The organism is Corynebacterium sp. AOP12-C2-36, from assembly GCF_052379185.1.
In the GTDB taxonomy this organism is placed as follows: domain Bacteria; phylum Actinomycetota; class Actinomycetes; order Mycobacteriales; family Mycobacteriaceae; genus Corynebacterium.
Genome location: NZ_JBQSYJ010000012.1, coordinates 1 through 14,758 on the forward strand (window position 1 = coordinate 1; position 14,758 = coordinate 14,758).

At 67.5% G+C, this 14,758-nt stretch carries 15 protein-coding genes, 1 tRNA gene and 1 other RNA gene; 3 read left to right on the forward strand and 14 right to left on the reverse strand.

Features of this window, described 5'->3' with window-relative positions:
* Positions 1-115: 115 nt before the first annotated feature.
* The 5 genes from nrdI to ACT3UN_RS11360 form a co-directional block, all read right to left on the reverse strand.
* Positions 116-559: a class Ib ribonucleoside-diphosphate reductase assembly flavoprotein NrdI gene (nrdI, locus tag ACT3UN_RS11340; RefSeq protein WP_444657111.1), complete on the reverse strand. Its 444-nt coding sequence runs from the start codon at positions 557-559 to the stop codon at positions 116-118.
* Between the two features lie 32 nt (positions 560-591).
* Positions 592-1,941: an MFS transporter gene (locus tag ACT3UN_RS11345; protein ID WP_301442505.1), complete on the reverse strand. Its 1,350-nt coding sequence runs from the start codon at positions 1,939-1,941 to the stop codon at positions 592-594.
* A gap of 115 nt (positions 1,942-2,056) precedes the next feature.
* Positions 2,057-2,287 carry a glutaredoxin-like protein NrdH gene (nrdH, locus tag ACT3UN_RS11350; RefSeq protein ID WP_301442506.1) on the reverse strand — a complete coding sequence of 77 codons (231 nt, stop codon included), beginning with the start codon at positions 2,285-2,287 and terminating at the stop codon, positions 2,057-2,059.
* Positions 2,288-2,684: 397 nt separating this feature from the next.
* On the reverse strand, positions 2,685-2,807 hold the full coding sequence (gene ykgO, locus ACT3UN_RS11355; RefSeq protein ID WP_012732041.1) for a type B 50S ribosomal protein L36: 123 nt from the start codon (positions 2,805-2,807) through the stop codon (positions 2,685-2,687).
* A gap of 222 nt (positions 2,808-3,029) precedes the next feature.
* Entirely contained in the window at positions 3,030-3,656 is a 627-nt protein-coding gene (locus ACT3UN_RS11360) for a vitamin K epoxide reductase family protein (protein ID WP_444657112.1), read from the reverse strand.
* 199 nt (positions 3,657-3,855) lie between these two features.
* Here ACT3UN_RS11360 and ACT3UN_RS11365 point away from each other — a divergent pair.
* Positions 3,856-3,931: transfer RNA gene (locus tag ACT3UN_RS11365), tRNA-Ala, on the forward strand.
* 232 nt (positions 3,932-4,163) lie between these two features.
* On the opposite strand, the gene ACT3UN_RS11370 is transcribed toward ACT3UN_RS11365, so the two are convergent.
* A complete protein-coding gene (locus ACT3UN_RS11370; protein ID WP_301442508.1) occupies positions 4,164-4,952 on the reverse strand; it encodes a DsbA family protein in 789 nt (262 codons plus the stop codon).
* Between the two features lie 265 nt (positions 4,953-5,217).
* Here ACT3UN_RS11370 and ACT3UN_RS11375 point away from each other — a divergent pair, with 265 nt between their 5' ends.
* The gene (locus tag ACT3UN_RS11375) at positions 5,218-6,645 is read left to right on the forward strand and encodes an alanine/glycine:cation symporter family protein (protein WP_301442513.1); all 1,428 of its coding nucleotides are present in this window, start codon (positions 5,218-5,220) and stop codon (positions 6,643-6,645) included.
* Between the two features lie 24 nt (positions 6,646-6,669).
* On the opposite strand, the gene ACT3UN_RS11380 is transcribed toward ACT3UN_RS11375, so the two are convergent.
* Positions 6,670-7,242 (reverse strand): lipoprotein LpqH, encoded by a 573-nt coding sequence (locus tag ACT3UN_RS11380; protein ID WP_444657113.1) that lies wholly within the window; start codon positions 7,240-7,242, stop codon positions 6,670-6,672.
* Between the two features lie 117 nt (positions 7,243-7,359).
* On the opposite strand from ACT3UN_RS11380, the gene ACT3UN_RS11385 reads away from it, so the two are divergent.
* Positions 7,360-8,991 (forward strand): AMP-binding protein, encoded by a 1,632-nt coding sequence (locus tag ACT3UN_RS11385; protein ID WP_444657114.1) that lies wholly within the window; start codon positions 7,360-7,362, stop codon positions 8,989-8,991.
* A gap of 10 nt (positions 8,992-9,001) precedes the next feature.
* Here the strand turns inward: ACT3UN_RS11385 and ACT3UN_RS11390 are convergent, their stop codons facing one another.
* From ACT3UN_RS11390 to ftsE, 7 genes are all read right to left on the reverse strand, one after another.
* Positions 9,002-10,237 (reverse strand): CynX/NimT family MFS transporter, encoded by a 1,236-nt coding sequence (locus ACT3UN_RS11390; RefSeq protein WP_444657115.1) that lies wholly within the window; start codon positions 10,235-10,237, stop codon positions 9,002-9,004.
* A 26-nt stretch (positions 10,238-10,263) separates the two neighbouring features.
* Positions 10,264-11,160, reverse strand: coding sequence for a cutinase family protein (locus ACT3UN_RS11395; RefSeq protein WP_444657116.1), 897 nt, complete (start codon positions 11,158-11,160; stop codon positions 10,264-10,266).
* 178 nt (positions 11,161-11,338) lie between these two features.
* Entirely contained in the window at positions 11,339-11,737 is a 399-nt protein-coding gene (locus ACT3UN_RS11400) for a hypothetical protein (protein WP_444657117.1), read from the reverse strand.
* 249 nt (positions 11,738-11,986) lie between these two features.
* Positions 11,987-12,364: a transfer-messenger RNA gene (gene ssrA, locus ACT3UN_RS11405) on the reverse strand.
* A gap of 111 nt (positions 12,365-12,475) precedes the next feature.
* Entirely contained in the window at positions 12,476-13,036 is a 561-nt protein-coding gene (smpB, locus tag ACT3UN_RS11410) for an SsrA-binding protein SmpB (RefSeq protein ID WP_301442797.1), read from the reverse strand.
* A gap of 21 nt (positions 13,037-13,057) precedes the next feature.
* Positions 13,058-13,960: a permease-like cell division protein FtsX gene (gene ftsX / locus ACT3UN_RS11415; protein ID WP_444657118.1), complete on the reverse strand. Its 903-nt coding sequence runs from the start codon at positions 13,958-13,960 to the stop codon at positions 13,058-13,060.
* Positions 13,961-13,974: 14 nt separating this feature from the next.
* A complete protein-coding gene (gene ftsE / locus ACT3UN_RS11420) occupies positions 13,975-14,664 on the reverse strand; it encodes a cell division ATP-binding protein FtsE (RefSeq protein WP_301442799.1) in 690 nt (229 codons plus the stop codon).
* Positions 14,665-14,758: the final 94 nt, after the last annotated feature.

Sequence of the window (14,758 nt, forward strand, 5' to 3'; positions counted from 1 at the left end):
GTCGGCCTGCTGGACCGGTTCAGCGACGGTTTTCCCGAGATCGGTGGTCATGGCTCTCCCCGTTGTGAAAATAGATGGTGTCTGTGTCTATGTCTACTGGAGTCGGCGGCCTATGTCATGCGACGGCCTCCCAGCGCCCGTCATGGCGCAGCGAGTCCTCGAACTCCGCCAGCCCCTCGCGCACGCGTGTCACGTCGTCGGGGGTTCCCATGAGTTCGAAACGGTACAGGTAGGGCACGCCGCACTTCGCGGCGATCACGTCCCCGGACCGGCAGAAGTCCTTGCCGAAGTTCAGGTTCCCCGAGGCGATCACGCCGCGCAGCAGCGCGCGGTTGCCGGGGTCGTTGAGGAACCGGATGACCTGTTTGGGCACCGGACGCGAGTCGTCCCCGGTGATCGACGCTCCCCCGCCGTACGTCGGGCAGACGAGCACGAAGGGCTCGTCCACGACGAGCGGCTCGTCCGACCGGCGCAGCGGGATACGCGCGGCGGGCAGCTCGAGCTTGCGGACGAATCGGTCGGTGTTGCGGGTGGTCGATGAAAAATAGACGATGAGCATGCTCGCTGTACCTCGTATTCTCTTTACGGACTCTACCGCTCGGCGAACCGGGCAGGGACGTACTTCAGGAAGGACGGGACGATCGCCACCGCCACGACGGTGCCGATGACGACCAGGACGCCGCCGACGAGTGTGGCGGTGCCCGCGCCGAGGACGGATCCGGCCCAGCCGTGCAGCATGTCCGCCAGGCGCGGGCCGCCGGCGACCACGATGAGGAAGACGCCCTGCAGGCGTCCGCGCATCCGGTCGTCCGCGGCCTCCTGGAGCATCGCCGAGCGCTGCACCGAGGAGAACATGTCGGCCAGGCCGCCGATGACGAAGGCGAACACCGCTACGCACGCCCACAGGCCGATGCGTCCGTCGGCGAGGTTGACGGCCACACCCATCACGATGATCGCCACGCCCCAGCACAGCACCGAGACCACGATGCCCACTCCCTGGTGGCGCAGCCTGGTCACCGCGCCGGAGAAGATCCCACCGAGCACGGCGCCGGCGGGCACCGCCGCCCAGAGCAGCGCGTAGAACAGGCCGCCGTCCCCGGCCTCGCCGAAGTCCACGGTGGAGATCTGCGGGATCAGGGCGCGCGGCATGCCGAAGATCATGGCGATCAGGTCGATGACGAAACTCATCAGCAGGATCGGCATCGCCGCGAGGTAGATGAAACCCTCGGCGATGCTGCGGAAGCCCGGCGTCCTGCGCCGCGAGGCGTCCTTCCCTGCGCTGCCTGCGCCTCCTGCGCCGCTCAGGTCCGGCGGCAGCGCCGGAAGCTTGAGCACGGCCCACAGCGTGGCCGCCAGGCAGAAGGCGTCCACCAGGTAGAGCAGCGAGTAGCCGGTCACCGGGATCAGCAGCCCACCGAGGATGGGGCCGAGGATGGCGCCGGCCTGCTGCACCGTCATGTTCAGCGACACCGCCGGGGCCACCGCACCCTCCGGGACGATGCGTGCGGTGATCGCGGTGCGGGTCGGCTGGTTGACGGCGAAGAACGCCTGCTGCAGCGCGAAGATCGACAGCAGCAGCCACACGTTGTCCAGCCCGGCGGCGGCCTGCGCCCAGAAGGCCACCGCGGTGGCGATCAGACCGACGGTGGTGATGATCAGCAGGCGCCGACGGTCCATCATGTCCGCCAGCGCGCCGCCGTACAGGCCGAAGACGATCAGCGGGACCAGACCGAAGGCACCGGCCAGGCCCACAAAACCCGAGCTCCCCGTGATCGAGTAGATCTGCGCGGGAACCACGACCACGGTCAGCTGGGAGCCGATGACGGTGACGATGTTGGCCGTCCACAACCGCCGGAAGTGCGGCGACTGCAGCGGAGTGGTGTCGGCCAGAACCGACCGCAGGGCCGTCCTGCCCGGACGGCGTTCAGAGCGCGAAGCCATGGAAAAACACCACTTCAAGGGGTTCGAGGGGTCAAACGTGACAAAAAGGAGGGAGGACGCTGCGTGCTGCAGCGCCCTCCCGGTGGTGTTCGCGTCCCCCTCGCGGGGGACGGTCTCAGGCCGCTGCGACGTCCAGGGACTTGATGCGGTCCGGACGGAAGCCGGACCAGTGGGCGTCCTCCGTGACGACGACCGGGGCCTGGAGGTGACCGAGGGCCATCACGTAGTCGCGGGCCTCGTCGTCGAGGCTGATGTCGACCATCTCGTAGTCAAGTCCGGCCTTGTCGAGGGCCCTCTTGGTGGCGGTGCACTGGACGCAGGCGGGCTTGGTGTAGACGGTGATCATCGAGGCGCTCCTGTGAAGAATGACGGCGAAATGCGTGGGGTGGGACGTGCCCGGCGGTGCGTGTTCCCCGGGTCCCCGGAGCGGTGCCCCTGCCGGGCTGATGACGACGACACTACACCGGGATCGGAGCGGGACACAACCCGTTTTTCCACGAGATATTGGGGTAATCACATCGTTCGAACACAATATATAGTAGTTACAAGATGCGTATTCGCAGGTGGCGCGAGAGGGTCGACACTAGATGTTGGGCCGAAAAATCATTGATGTAATTCCACGGAAGGTAACTGCCTCCGGAACTCCCCCGTGCGACCCCGGACGCGAAAGAACCCCTCCGGTGCACGCCCCGGCGAGGGGGCGGCACTGGAGGGGTTCGTCCGAAAAACGGAAGACCGCTGGATCAGCCCTGGCGAGCCTTGAAACGCGGGTCCTTCTTGTTGATCACGAAGACCTTGCCGTGGCGGCGGACAACCTGGGCGCCCGGCTTGTTCTTCAGCGACCGAAGGGACTTACGGACCTTCATCGGGCGCTCCTTTCTCGTCGTGCGCCCCGGGCTGCTCACACAGAACCTCGGCGCGGTGTTGATCGTGATTGATCGGAATTGATCAGACTCCCCGGAACGCCAGAAAGCGTCCGGAAGAGCGACGTACGAGCCCGGCGAAATCCCGGGTCGCGACACAGCACGACAGTTTAGCCTGACACGGTGCCCTGACCAAACCGCCACCGTTGGCGGTGCCTACCGGGCTCAGAACACGAACTGCTGGAGGATCAGTGCGGTGAATCCGAGGTACCACACGACGACGACCGCCAGCGGCATGAACAGAGCCGACGCACCACGCGGCGCCGTCCCCCCGGCGGCCTCGGTCCGCGAGTGCGCGATCCGCACCACCGTGGACACGAACAGCGGCAGGACGACCGCCCACACGACCATGCAGTAGGGGCACAGGGCCTCGATCTCGTAGACCGCCTCGTAGGCGAGCCAGTGCACGAAGACCACGGCGAGCGCCAGTCCGAGGAGGAAGCCGTACCAGAACCAGGCGCGGAAGCGGGCGCCGGCGAAGAGCGCCACACCGATGCACAGCACGACGGCGAATCCGACGAGACCGATGAAGGGGTTCGGGAAGCCGAAGGCGGAGGCCTGGTTCGAGTTCATCACGTCCGTGCACGAGACGACGTCGTTCAGGGTGCACGCCGGGGTGAAGCTCGCGTCCTGCATGAGCTTGATCTTGTCGAAGAAGATCAGGCCCGACATGAACAGGCCGATGACGCCGAAGACGACGAGCCCGAACGCGTACGGTGCCGACCCTCCCCAGAGGCCCGCCTGGCGACCGTCCGGCCGCTCGCCCGCCCGTTCCTCAACCGCTGTAGTCACTGGATCTCCCGTCGTGTGCCGGAGCGGACCCGCTGCCCGCCGTCGATGTACTGCAATTCTCGCACACCGGCCCATCCCGCCCCAACGTCTGAAATGCGTCTTTCGCCACACTCACCTGCTGGTTTGCGTGCTCGGAGAGCCCTGGGGTACATTATGTCTCGTCCGCAGCGAGGAACACTTCTTCTTCCGCTCCGCGTACGGGGCTATGGCGCAGCTGGTAGCGCACCACACTGGCAGTGTGGGGGTCAGGGGTTCGAGTCCCCTTAGCTCCACCACCGTCCGCCCCCTGTTCTCCCCGGAGAACAGGGGGCGGACTTTTTTCGTGCGCCGTCTTCCGCTGTGGTGCCGGGCACCCGATCCAGCGGATGTTCCCCGCCGTCCCCTGCCTCCGGCGCCCGGCGCAATCAATGCAATTCGGTCCGGTCACTGGCAGTGACCGGACCGAATTGCAGTGTTTAGGCCGTCCTCGGGGACGAACTGTTCCGAACTGCCCCGACCTACGCGGACCTACTCGGAGTCAGCGGACTCCGACTCCGTCGCCGCGTCCGACTCCTCGGAACCGGAGTTGCCGGCGATGACGTCCGGGACCCAGTTCTTCATCTTCTCCGGATCCTCCGGGTCCCGCTCGATCGCGTAGGACTCACCGTCGACGTAGAGGGCAGGCGTGGCAGCCTGGCCGTCCATCCGCTCGTTGAGCTCCTCCGAGTTCGCGTCCAGCAGGGGCTTGTACGTGTCCACGACGGACTCATCACGGATCGACTCGACGACGGAGTCCTCGACACCGAGCTGCTCGGCGGCGTCCGCCAGCTCATCGAAGCCCCAGTCACGTGCGACGGTGGTCTGGTCCTCGAAAGCCTTCTCGTGGAAGGCCCAGAAGGCGCCGGCGTTGCCGGTGTCCGCGATTGCCATGGCGACGGCTCCGGTCCGGGTGGACGCCGGGTCGCTGCCGCTGACGAAGTTCACGGTGTGGAGATCGACGTTGAGGTCCCCGTCCTCCAGTGCGGCCTTCATCGAGTCGCCGTCGACGTCGACCAGCTCGGCACAGTAGTGGCAGCTGTAGTCCTCGAACACCTCCGCCGTGGAAGCGTCGTTGTCGTCGCCGGAGCGGAGCTGGACCACACCGTCCTCCACCGACACGGAGAAGGACACGTCTGCCGCGCTGAGATCCACGTCGGCGCTCTTCCGGCCGTTGAAGACCATGAAACCGATGAACAGCACGCAGATCACCACGAGCGCCACGATCCCCCAGAGGAAGCTCCGGTTCTTGTCGTTGGGCGCCTTGATCTTCTGACTCACAAACCTCAACCTTTCACGGTGTTCTCTCTCCTCGCCCCGACGTTTTCGCAGGACGTGACCGCGTCCACCCTATCTGTCGTCCGCGCCGCTAATCCAGACGGGACCGCCGGGGGTGTCGGCATTCCCAGCAAACTGGCAACCAGGGCTCCCGCACTGACAGTGCACGCACAGCAGACCCCCCTCCACCCCCACGCAGAAAAACTTCCCTGTTCATTACCTGGTGGAAACACGGGCGGGTTATCTTTCTCTCATGCAAACAACCGACATGCAGCTGGCCTCGGGCTTCGAGGACGGCCTCGACACCGCCGCGTCCTTCGTCTGGGGCCCGTGGCTCCTGATCCCTCTCCTGTTCGCCACCGGCTTCATCCTGACGATCAGGTTGCGCGGGGTCCAGTTCCGCAAACTGTTCCCCGCACTGCGCCTCGGGCTCATCGACCGTGAGGACGAGGGCGCCAAGGGAGACATCACCCAGTACCAGGCGCTGACCACGGCGCTGGCCGCCACGGTCGGCGTCGGCAACATCGTCGGTGTGGCCACCGCCATCTCGATCGGTGGCCCCGGCGCACTGTTCTGGATGTGGATCACCGGCCTGCTCGGCATGGCGTCGAAGTACTCCGAGGCGTTCCTCGGGGTGCGTTTCCGCGTGACCGACGGCAAGGGCAACATGTCCGGCGGCCCCCAGCGTTACCTGGAGCGCGGCATCAAGGGCCCGGTCGGCAAGTTCCTGGCCTGGTTCTTCGCCATCGCCGCGGTCGTCGCCTCCTTCGGCATCGGCAACATGACCCAGGCCAACGCGGTGTCGGAGAACCTGGAGAACTCCTTCGGCGTCGACCCGACGATCACCGCCATCGTCCTGTTCATCCTCATCGGCGCGGTCCTGCTCGGCGGCATCAAGGCCATCGGCCAGGTCACCGCCGGCTTCGTCCCGCTGATGATCGCCGTCTACATCATCGGTGGCCTGGCGGTACTCACCATCAACGCCGCGGCCATCCCCGAGGCCATCGGCCTGATCTTCTCGGACGCCTTCTCCGGCACCGCGGCCGTCGGTGGCTTCGTGGGCTCCGGCATCCTGCTGGCACTGCAGATGGGTGCCGCCCGCGGCATCTTCTCCAACGAGTCCGGCATGGGCTCGGCCGCGATCGCCGCCGCCGCGGCGAAGACCACCCACCCGGTCCGTCAGGGCCTTGTCTCCATGACGCAGACCTTCATCGACACCATCGTTGTCGTGTCCTTCACCGGTCTGGTGATCATCTCCAGCGGCGTGTGGGACCAGGGCGAGGACCGGGCCGGGACGATGACGAGTGACGCCTTCGCCGAGGCCCTGCCGGGCCACTGGGGCGGTTACATCGTGACGATCTCGATCGTGTTCTTCGCCTTCTCCACGATCCTGGGCTGGTCGTACTACGGCGAGCGCAGCGCGCAGCGCATCTTCGGTGACTACGCCACGGTCCCCTACCGCATCGTCTTCACCTGCGTGGTCGTCGTCGGCGCCACGATGGAGCTCAACGTGGCCTGGACGTTCTCCGACCTGGCCAACGGGCTGATGGCCCTGCCGAACCTCGTCGGCCTGCTGATCCTGTCCGGACTCGTCGCCCGGGAGACCAAGGCCTACCTGGACTTCGACCCGAAGCTCAAGGCGTCGACCGCCGAGGTGGAGAACTTCCTGGTCGAGCAGAAGTCCCCCTGGCGCTGATCAGGCCCCAGAAAAGGCCCCGGCTCAGGCGCAGCTGACCTCGAGTTCCAGCTCGGCGACGTCGCCGGCGTCCGGGTGGTCGTCGTCGACCTCGAGCTCGCCGCGGACCCGGTAGGTGTCACCGTCGACCTCGACGGTGGCCTCCGCCTCCCGGGCGTCCGTGGACTCCCACTCCTTGCCCTCCATCTCCACGCCGAGACCGTCGACGCGCGGAGTGCCCCTCGTGTCGAGGTCGACCTCCACGTGGCTCGTCGCGTCGGCGTTGCGCAGGTCGATCTCGAACTCGTCCGCGCCGTCCTGCCGGCACTGCACGTCGCTGAAGTCGGACGCCATGTCCGTCCCGTCGAAGACGAGGCTGGCCACGCTGCCACCGCCTGCAGAGCCACTCCCCGAGCCGCTCCCCGGCTCACTCGTCCCGCTCGCGTCGGCGCCCGCCCCCGCGTCGGACGTCTCGGTCACCGTGACGGTCGCGTCGCCGCCCGTGGCGTCCCCACCGCTGTCGCTGTCGTTGTCGTCGCCGCAGGCGGCGAGCGCGCCGACCATGCAGGTTCCCAGGGCGAGGGCCACCACGCGGCGGCGGGTGTCGCTGATGTTCACGGCCGTTCCTTTCCTCGGTGAATGTTTCCTCCCCGATCGTAACCGTAACGCCGCGGCCACGGCCGGACACTGTTACCCTCGCAGGTGTTGATTCACCGTCCAAAAGGAGAACCGTCCATGACCGCAGGCCTCAACGTCCCGCTGACCCCGCTGCGCTTCCTCGACCGCAGCGCCACGATCCACCCGGACCGCACGGCCTGCGTCGACGGTCCGCGTCGCGTCACCTTCGCCGGGATGCGGGAGGACGCGCTGCGTCTCGCCCGCGCGCTGCAGCGCCGCGGCCTGCGGCCCGGGGGACGCGTCGGCATGTTGGCGTCCAACAGCTACGAGGCGCTGCTCGCGCAGTTCGCCGTCCCCCTCGCCGGCGGCGTCCTCGTGCCGATCAACACGCGCCTGGCGCCGGCGGAGGTACGCTACATCTGCGACCACGCCGGCATCGGCACCCTGTTCGGCGAGCAGGAGCTGATCCTCGCCTGCCGGCGCACCCTCGGCAGCGCCGGGCTCGTGGACACCTTCGTGCTCATCCACGACGCCGACGGCACCCAGCCCACCCCGAAGTTCCCCGACTCCCGGGTCGTCACCACCTTCGACGAGTACCTCGCCGAGGGCGCTGAGGGCGCCGAGCTCCCCTTCACCGTCGGGGACGAGGACGCCGCCATCGCCATCAACTACACCTCCGGCACCACCGGACGCCCCAAGGGCGTGGTCTACACGCACCGCGGCGCCTACCTCGCCGCGCTGGGCATGGTGATGACGCACAACTACACCCGCGACTCGGTCTACCTGTGGACCCTGCCGATGTTCCACTGCTCCGGATGGTGCACCGGCTGGGCGGCGATGGCGGCCTGCGCCACCCAGGTGGCGTTGCGTGCGGTGCGCGGCCCCGAGGTGTGGCGACTGATCGACGAGGAGGGCGTGACCGGGCTGTGCGGGGCACCGGCGGTGCTGGCCACCATCGTCTCCGCCGAGGAGGCGCACCAGGTCACCGACCTGTCGGTGGCGACCGCGGGCGCGCCGCCGAGCCCCACGGTGATCGGCGCGTGCGAGGACCTCGGCATCGACGTGATCCACGTCTACGGTCTCACCGAGACCTACGGCCCCACGGTCGCCTGCGCCCCGCAGCCGGACTGGGCCACGCTGTCGACGGCCGAGCGTGCCCGCCTGAAGTCACGGCAGGGCCTGGCGATGGTCACCAGTGAGGAGGTCCGCGTCGTCGAGCAGATCGGGAGGGACGCACCGCCGGACGTGACGCTGGTGGACGTGCCGTCCGACGGGGAGACGATGGGCGAGGTCGTGATGCGCGGCAACATCGTGATGCGCGAGTACTTCCACAACCCCGACGCCACCGAGGAGGCGTTCCGCGGCGGCTGGTTCCACTCCGGTGACCTGGCGGTCAAGCACCCCGACGGGTACATCCAGGTCCTCGACCGGGCGAAGGACGTGGTCATCTCCGGCGGCGAGAACATCTCCACCATCGAGGTGGAGCAGGCGGTGATCAGCCACCCGTCGGTGGCGGACGTCTCGGTGATCGGCGTGCCGGACGACCGGTGGGGTGAGGCGCTGCGCGCCTACGTCGTCCTCGCCCCCGGCGTGGAGCAGGACGCGGCGCTGGAGTCGTCCGTCATCGACCACTGCCGCGGCCTCATCGCCGGCTACAAGGTCCCGCGCGACTACCGCGTCATCGACGAGCTGCCGCGGACGTCGACGGGCAAGGTGCGGAAGAACGTGCTGCGCGAGCAGGCCGACTGAGCTGGCCGGTTCAGTCGAGCGTGCGGTGGCGTCCGACCCGCCACCCCACCGCGACGAGCAGGACGTCGGCGACGATGAGCACCACCAGCGCCGGCGTCCAGGAGCCGCTCACGTCGTGCAGGGCGCCGAGCGCGACCGGGCCGGCCGCTGCCAGCAGGTACCCCACCGACTGCGCCATCCCCGACAGCGAGGCGGCCTGCCCGTGGTCCCGGGTGCGCAGCCCGAAGAACGACAGCGCGAGCACGATGCTCGACCCGCAGCCCACACCGGCGAGACACACCCACAGCACCATCACCGACGGCGCCAGCAGCATGCCCGTCACCGCGGCGAGCATGGTCAGCGGAACCACGACCCCGAGCACGCGCTGGTCGGCCGTCCTCGCGATCAACGCCGAGCAGCCGAGACTGCCGACGATGCCGAAGACGTGCAGCAGGAACTGGTGGACGCCGGCCGCGGTGTCCCCCACCCCGGCGTCGACCTCGATTGCCGGCAGCCAGGTGACGAGCACGTAGTAACTGGTCGACTGCAGGCCCATGAACACCGTGACCTGCCAGGCCAGACGTTGGCGCCACACCGACCGTGCCGCCCGCGCCACGGGCGCCACCGGCGCCACGGCATCGCCGGACGGCTCGACGTGGCGGGACGCGGCGGCCGCCGCGTCCGGCCGTGGGGCGTGGCCCCCGACACGCAAGCGTGGCAGCAGCACGCCGATCGTCACCAGCGCCAGACCCGCCCACATCCCCAGCGGCAGACGCCAGCCCAGGGAGGTCAGTCCGGCGACGGGCACCGCGACCCCGGCCGCCACCGCGGCGAAGCCCGACTGCATCGCCGAGTACGCCCCGGTGACCTGTCCGATACGCCCCGGGACGTCGCGTTTGACCAGGGCGGGCAGCACCACGTTGAGGGCTGCGATCGACACCCCGATCATCACCGTGCCCGCCCACAGCAACATCTGCGGCGGGGTCGAGCGCACCAGCAGGCCGACTGCGAGCAGGACGAGTCCGGAGACGATCACCCGCTCCAGACCCCACCGCGTCGCCAGCCGCGGGATCAGAGGCGAGACCACCGCGAAGCACAGCAACGGGAGGCTCACCAGCACCGACGCCGCCGACGCCGACAGGCCCAGGTCCTCCTCCACCGAGGAGAGCACCGGGCCGACGGTCGTGATCGCGGCGCGCAGGTTTGACGCGACGAGCAGGATGCCCGCCACGATCAGCCCCATGGGCAGGGTGTTGCCTCTACTCACCGTGTCGTGATGTGCCACCGGTGATGTCAGAAGTTACTGGTCAGGAACCCGTAGGCCGGGTTCACCCCACCGTTGCCGCCGTAGCTGGAGACGTGCGCGTACTGGCCGGGGGCCAGGCCGAAGGGAACCTCGGCGACCACGCTGCGGTTGTCCACGCCGCGGATGTCCGAGCTGCCGGTCAGCGTCTGGTCGAGCGCGGTCATCTGGGTGACGGCCTCGGCGCGCTCACGGGTGTTCTCGGTGCGCTCGTCGGAGTTGCAGATGTAGTCGGCGGCAGCACACACGTCCATCACGCGGTCGGCGACCTCACCGTACCCGCCGGGCAGGGCGCCGAACACGCCGGCACCGCCGCGGGCGCTACCGCCCTCGACCGAGTCCGCACCACGGTTCGGGCTGGAGATCACCGCGGCGGAACCGAACTTGTCGGCGTCGATGGGGCCGCGCCCGTGGCCGATCTCGGCGGCCACGCGGGACGCCACGTCCGCTCCCAGGGAGTAGCCGACGAAGCTGATCTGGGAGGACGGGCATTCCGCCGCGGTCCGGGAGATGAGCTGGTTGGTGCGGGTGATGCCCTGCGACTGGATCTTGCTGTATGCCGTGGAGACGAACGGCAGGGCGTCGTAGGAGACGGTGCGGGTGGTGGACTTCCCGAAGTTCTCGAGCATCGCGCCGAGGTCCGAGGTGTAGGCCCCGACCGGCAGGTTCTCCGGCAGAGCCGTGGAGGACTGGCCGCCACCGGGCACGATGACCACGATGTTCGGCTCGCACCGCGGGATCGCAGGGGTGGCGACGATGCCGGCGGAGAAGCCCACGGCCGAGGCCATCGGCGCTCCGACGACGGCGACCGCGACGGTGGCTGCGGCGGCGGTGAGCATCGAACGAAGAGCGGGACGGTTGCGGCGGTGACGGGTGGACAGACGCACGTGGACTCCTGAGGCATGGACGACGGAGGTGGAGAGCTAAACAATCACCTGTGATGAAACGACGAAGAGGATTATAAGCATACTTTGGACCCCGAGTCACCGTGATGGTCGCCGAGGCTGTTTCGGTGGTGGTCACCGGGGCCGCAGGCGTGCTGCACCTGCCCGTTCCGCACTCGACCTAGCGCAATGCCCTGACTTCTTCTTTGAGTTGCCAGACTGTCGAGCCGATGTGGGTGAGCAGATAGAGCGGAACCAGCGCCAGCCCTGCGCCCAAGGCGCCCAGGACGGCGAACAAGATGCCCTCCCCTCCGTCGGCGGATGTACTCCCGATGAACGCACCAGCAATGACGGCTAGCACCAACAGCACATGGCACGCGCCGAACCAGTTTCCGAAGGGGTTGGTCACCCCGGAAGGCCCCGCAGCCCATTCCGGCATGTCCGGGACGTAGCGTTCCCGCTCTTGCCCAGCCGACTGCTGCGGGTACTGCTCGACCTCCACAGCATCCGCGACCTCCCCGCTTCGAATCTGATCAGGGTAGGCGATCTCACCGGTCGAACGGCTGATGTACTTCGGCATGGGCACTCCGTAGGTAGTTAACTCCGCGAGCCCTGACCCTTAGCCCGACAGAACCACTCTAGCTGGTCAGGCATATGTTTACCGATCCACCACTCAGCTTCGAGCAAGTACTAGCCCACGACAGGCCAACAGAAACCCAACAACACCCCCGATCCAATTCCTGGCGGGCAATGGTCGAACAACCCAGAGCCTCCAGGACGGGAACCAGACACAGAGAAGGCCCCCTGACCAGTGGGTCAGGGGGCCTGTCGGTGGAGCCGCCGGGAATTGAACCCGGGTCCTTCGCGACCTCGCCAGGGCTTCTCCGTGCGCAGTCCGCGGCTACCTCTGCTCGGCTCTCCGGGTCATGCGGACGTGCCCGGATGATGAGCCCAGTCGCTCTGAAATGTCCGCCACCCGCCCGAACGACAGGACGGTGGCGTGAAGTCCCTTAGCTGATGCCAGTGACCGGGTCAGGGACCTACCCGGGCTGACAGACACGCGGTCGCTGATTAGGCAGCGAGGGCGTAGTCGCGCTGAGTGTTCTTCTCGGCGCCTATAGGTTGCTGCGACGCTCACGGTGGTCTCCAGCCTGCACCGGCACGCTTCCCCTGGCTCAATGCACGAAGTCGAAACCTGATCGACCCCTTGGTGTACATCCCCTGTCGTCGGAAAGCTCGGCGACGGCAGGAAGATCAACTCTAGTTCGCGCCGCGCACCAACGTCAACCTTGGCCGTCACCCCAGGTCAGCCCCCGCTTCAGCCCTTGATGCCCTTGATCCGACGCCCCAGCTCACGGGTCGCCTCACGCTCCTCGGTGCGCCGCTTGATGTCCTGGCGCTTGTCGTAGTCCTGCTTACCGGTGGCCAGCGCGAGCTCCACCTTGAGGCGTCCGGAGACGAAGTAGAGCTGCAGCGGGACCAGGGTGTTGTTGCCGTCGCGGACCTTGCCCATGAGGGTGTCGATCTCGTTGCGGTGCAGCAGCAGCTTGCGGACGCGACGCGGCGCGTGGTTCGTCCACGTCCCCTGCGCGTACTCGGGGATGTGCAGGTTGCGCAGCCACACCTCGCCGTCGTCGACGGTGGCGAAGGCGTCCACCAGGGAGGCCTTACCCTCGCGCAGTGCCTTGACCTCGGTGCCGACCAGGGCCACACCGGCCTCGACGGTCTCCAGGATGCGGTAGTTGTGGCGGGCCTTGCGGTTGGTGGCGACGACGAGCGGGCCGCCGTTCTTCGTGCCGGCCTTCCCGGCCTTGCCCGACTTGGCGGCCTTGTCGCCCTTTTTCCGTCCGGAATCCACCGGTGTGCTCTTCTTCGCCATAGCCCGAGGAAGTCTACCCGGTTACTTCTTCACGTACCAGCGCAGTGTGACCTGCGCAGTCACCCCGGCGACCAGGGCACCGGCGATGATGACGAACGGCGAGACCAGCCAGATGTCCGAGGCGGTGATCCTCGCTATCAGGTTGGCGTCGTAGAGGGACCCGAGCGCCTGGTCCAGCAGGAAGCGCTTGCCCAGCAGCAGCGCGCCGACGGACAGCAGGGAGCCGATGATCGAGGCCAGCATGGCCTCGAGGATGAACGGCGCCTGGGTGTACCAGCGCGTCGCGCCGACCATGCGCATGATGCTGGTCTCGTGGCGTCGGGAGTACGCCGCGAGCTGCACCATGTTCATGATGAGGAAGATCGCGGCGATGGCCTGCACGGCGGCCAGCACGAAGCTGGCGTTGCGCACCGCGTCGAGGTTCTGCGTCGCGCCACGCAGGTCGTCCTGCTGGTCGACGATGGTGGACACACCGGGCTTCTCGGCGATCTCGTCGATCGGCGTGGTGTCCAACGGGTCGGCGAGGCGGACGTGCAGCGCCGCAGGGAAGGCGTCCTGCGAGGTCTGCTCCACGAGGACGGGGTCGGACTGGCCGAAGAGCTCGACGAACCGGTGGTAGCTCTGCTCCTTGTTGCGGTAGGTCACCGACTCGACGTCGTCGTCGGACTCCAGGGTGTCGCGGATGTCCGCGCAGACCTCACTGGAGCAGTCGAGGTCGCTGGAGGAGATCTCGTCGTCGAGCTGCACCATCACCTCGATGCGGTCGAGGTAGAGCTCCTTGGTGTCGGAGGTCATGTTGGTGATCAGCACGCCGGTGGCGAGCAGTGCCAGGGAGATGGCGGTGGTGATGATCATCGCGACGGTCATCGTCACGTTGCGGGTCAGCCCGGAGAAGGCTTCCTTGAGGACGAAACGGATCTTCATGTGTTCCCTCTTCCCTAGCGTCCGACGGCGTAGATGCCGTGTGCGTCGTCGCGCACGAGTTTTCCGTTGGACAGTTCCAGGACGCGGCGGCGCATGGAGTCGACGGCGACGTCGTCGTGCGTGCTCATCACCACGGTCGTGCCGCCCCGGTTGATGCGGTTGAGCAGCGCCATGATCTCGGCGGAGGTGTCCGGGTCGAGGTTGCCGGTCGGCTCGTCGGCGAGCAGGACGAGGGGACGGTTCGCGGTGGCGCGGGCGATGGCCACGCGCTGCTGCTCGCCGCCGGAGAGCTCGTCGGGCATGCGCTGCCCCTTGCCCGCCAGGCCGACCATGTCGAGCGCCTCGGGGACGGCCTTCTCGATGGCGTCCTTCCGTCGCCCGGTGACCTCGAGGGCGAAGGCGACGTTGTCGTGGACGTTCTTGTTGGGCAGCAGGCGGAAGTCCTGGAAGACGTAGCCGATCTTCTGACGCAGCTGCGGCGTCCTGCGCTTGCGCAGCGTGTTGACGTGGAAGTCCGCGACGTAGAGCTCGCCGGAGTCGACCTCCTCCTCACGGATCATGAGCTGCAGGAAGGTCGACTTGCCCGAGCCACTGGGCCCGATGAGGAAGACGAACTCACCCTTGTCGATCTCGACCGAGACATCCTGCAACGCAGGCCGGGTGGACGTCCGGTATGTCTTGCTGACCTTGTCGAATGTGATCACGTCGCTACCGTACCCGACAATCTGGGGCAAGAGAAACAGATGTGGCTGGAGTGACAACTCTATTTATGTGCATGTCCTGCAGCAGATCGGCCGG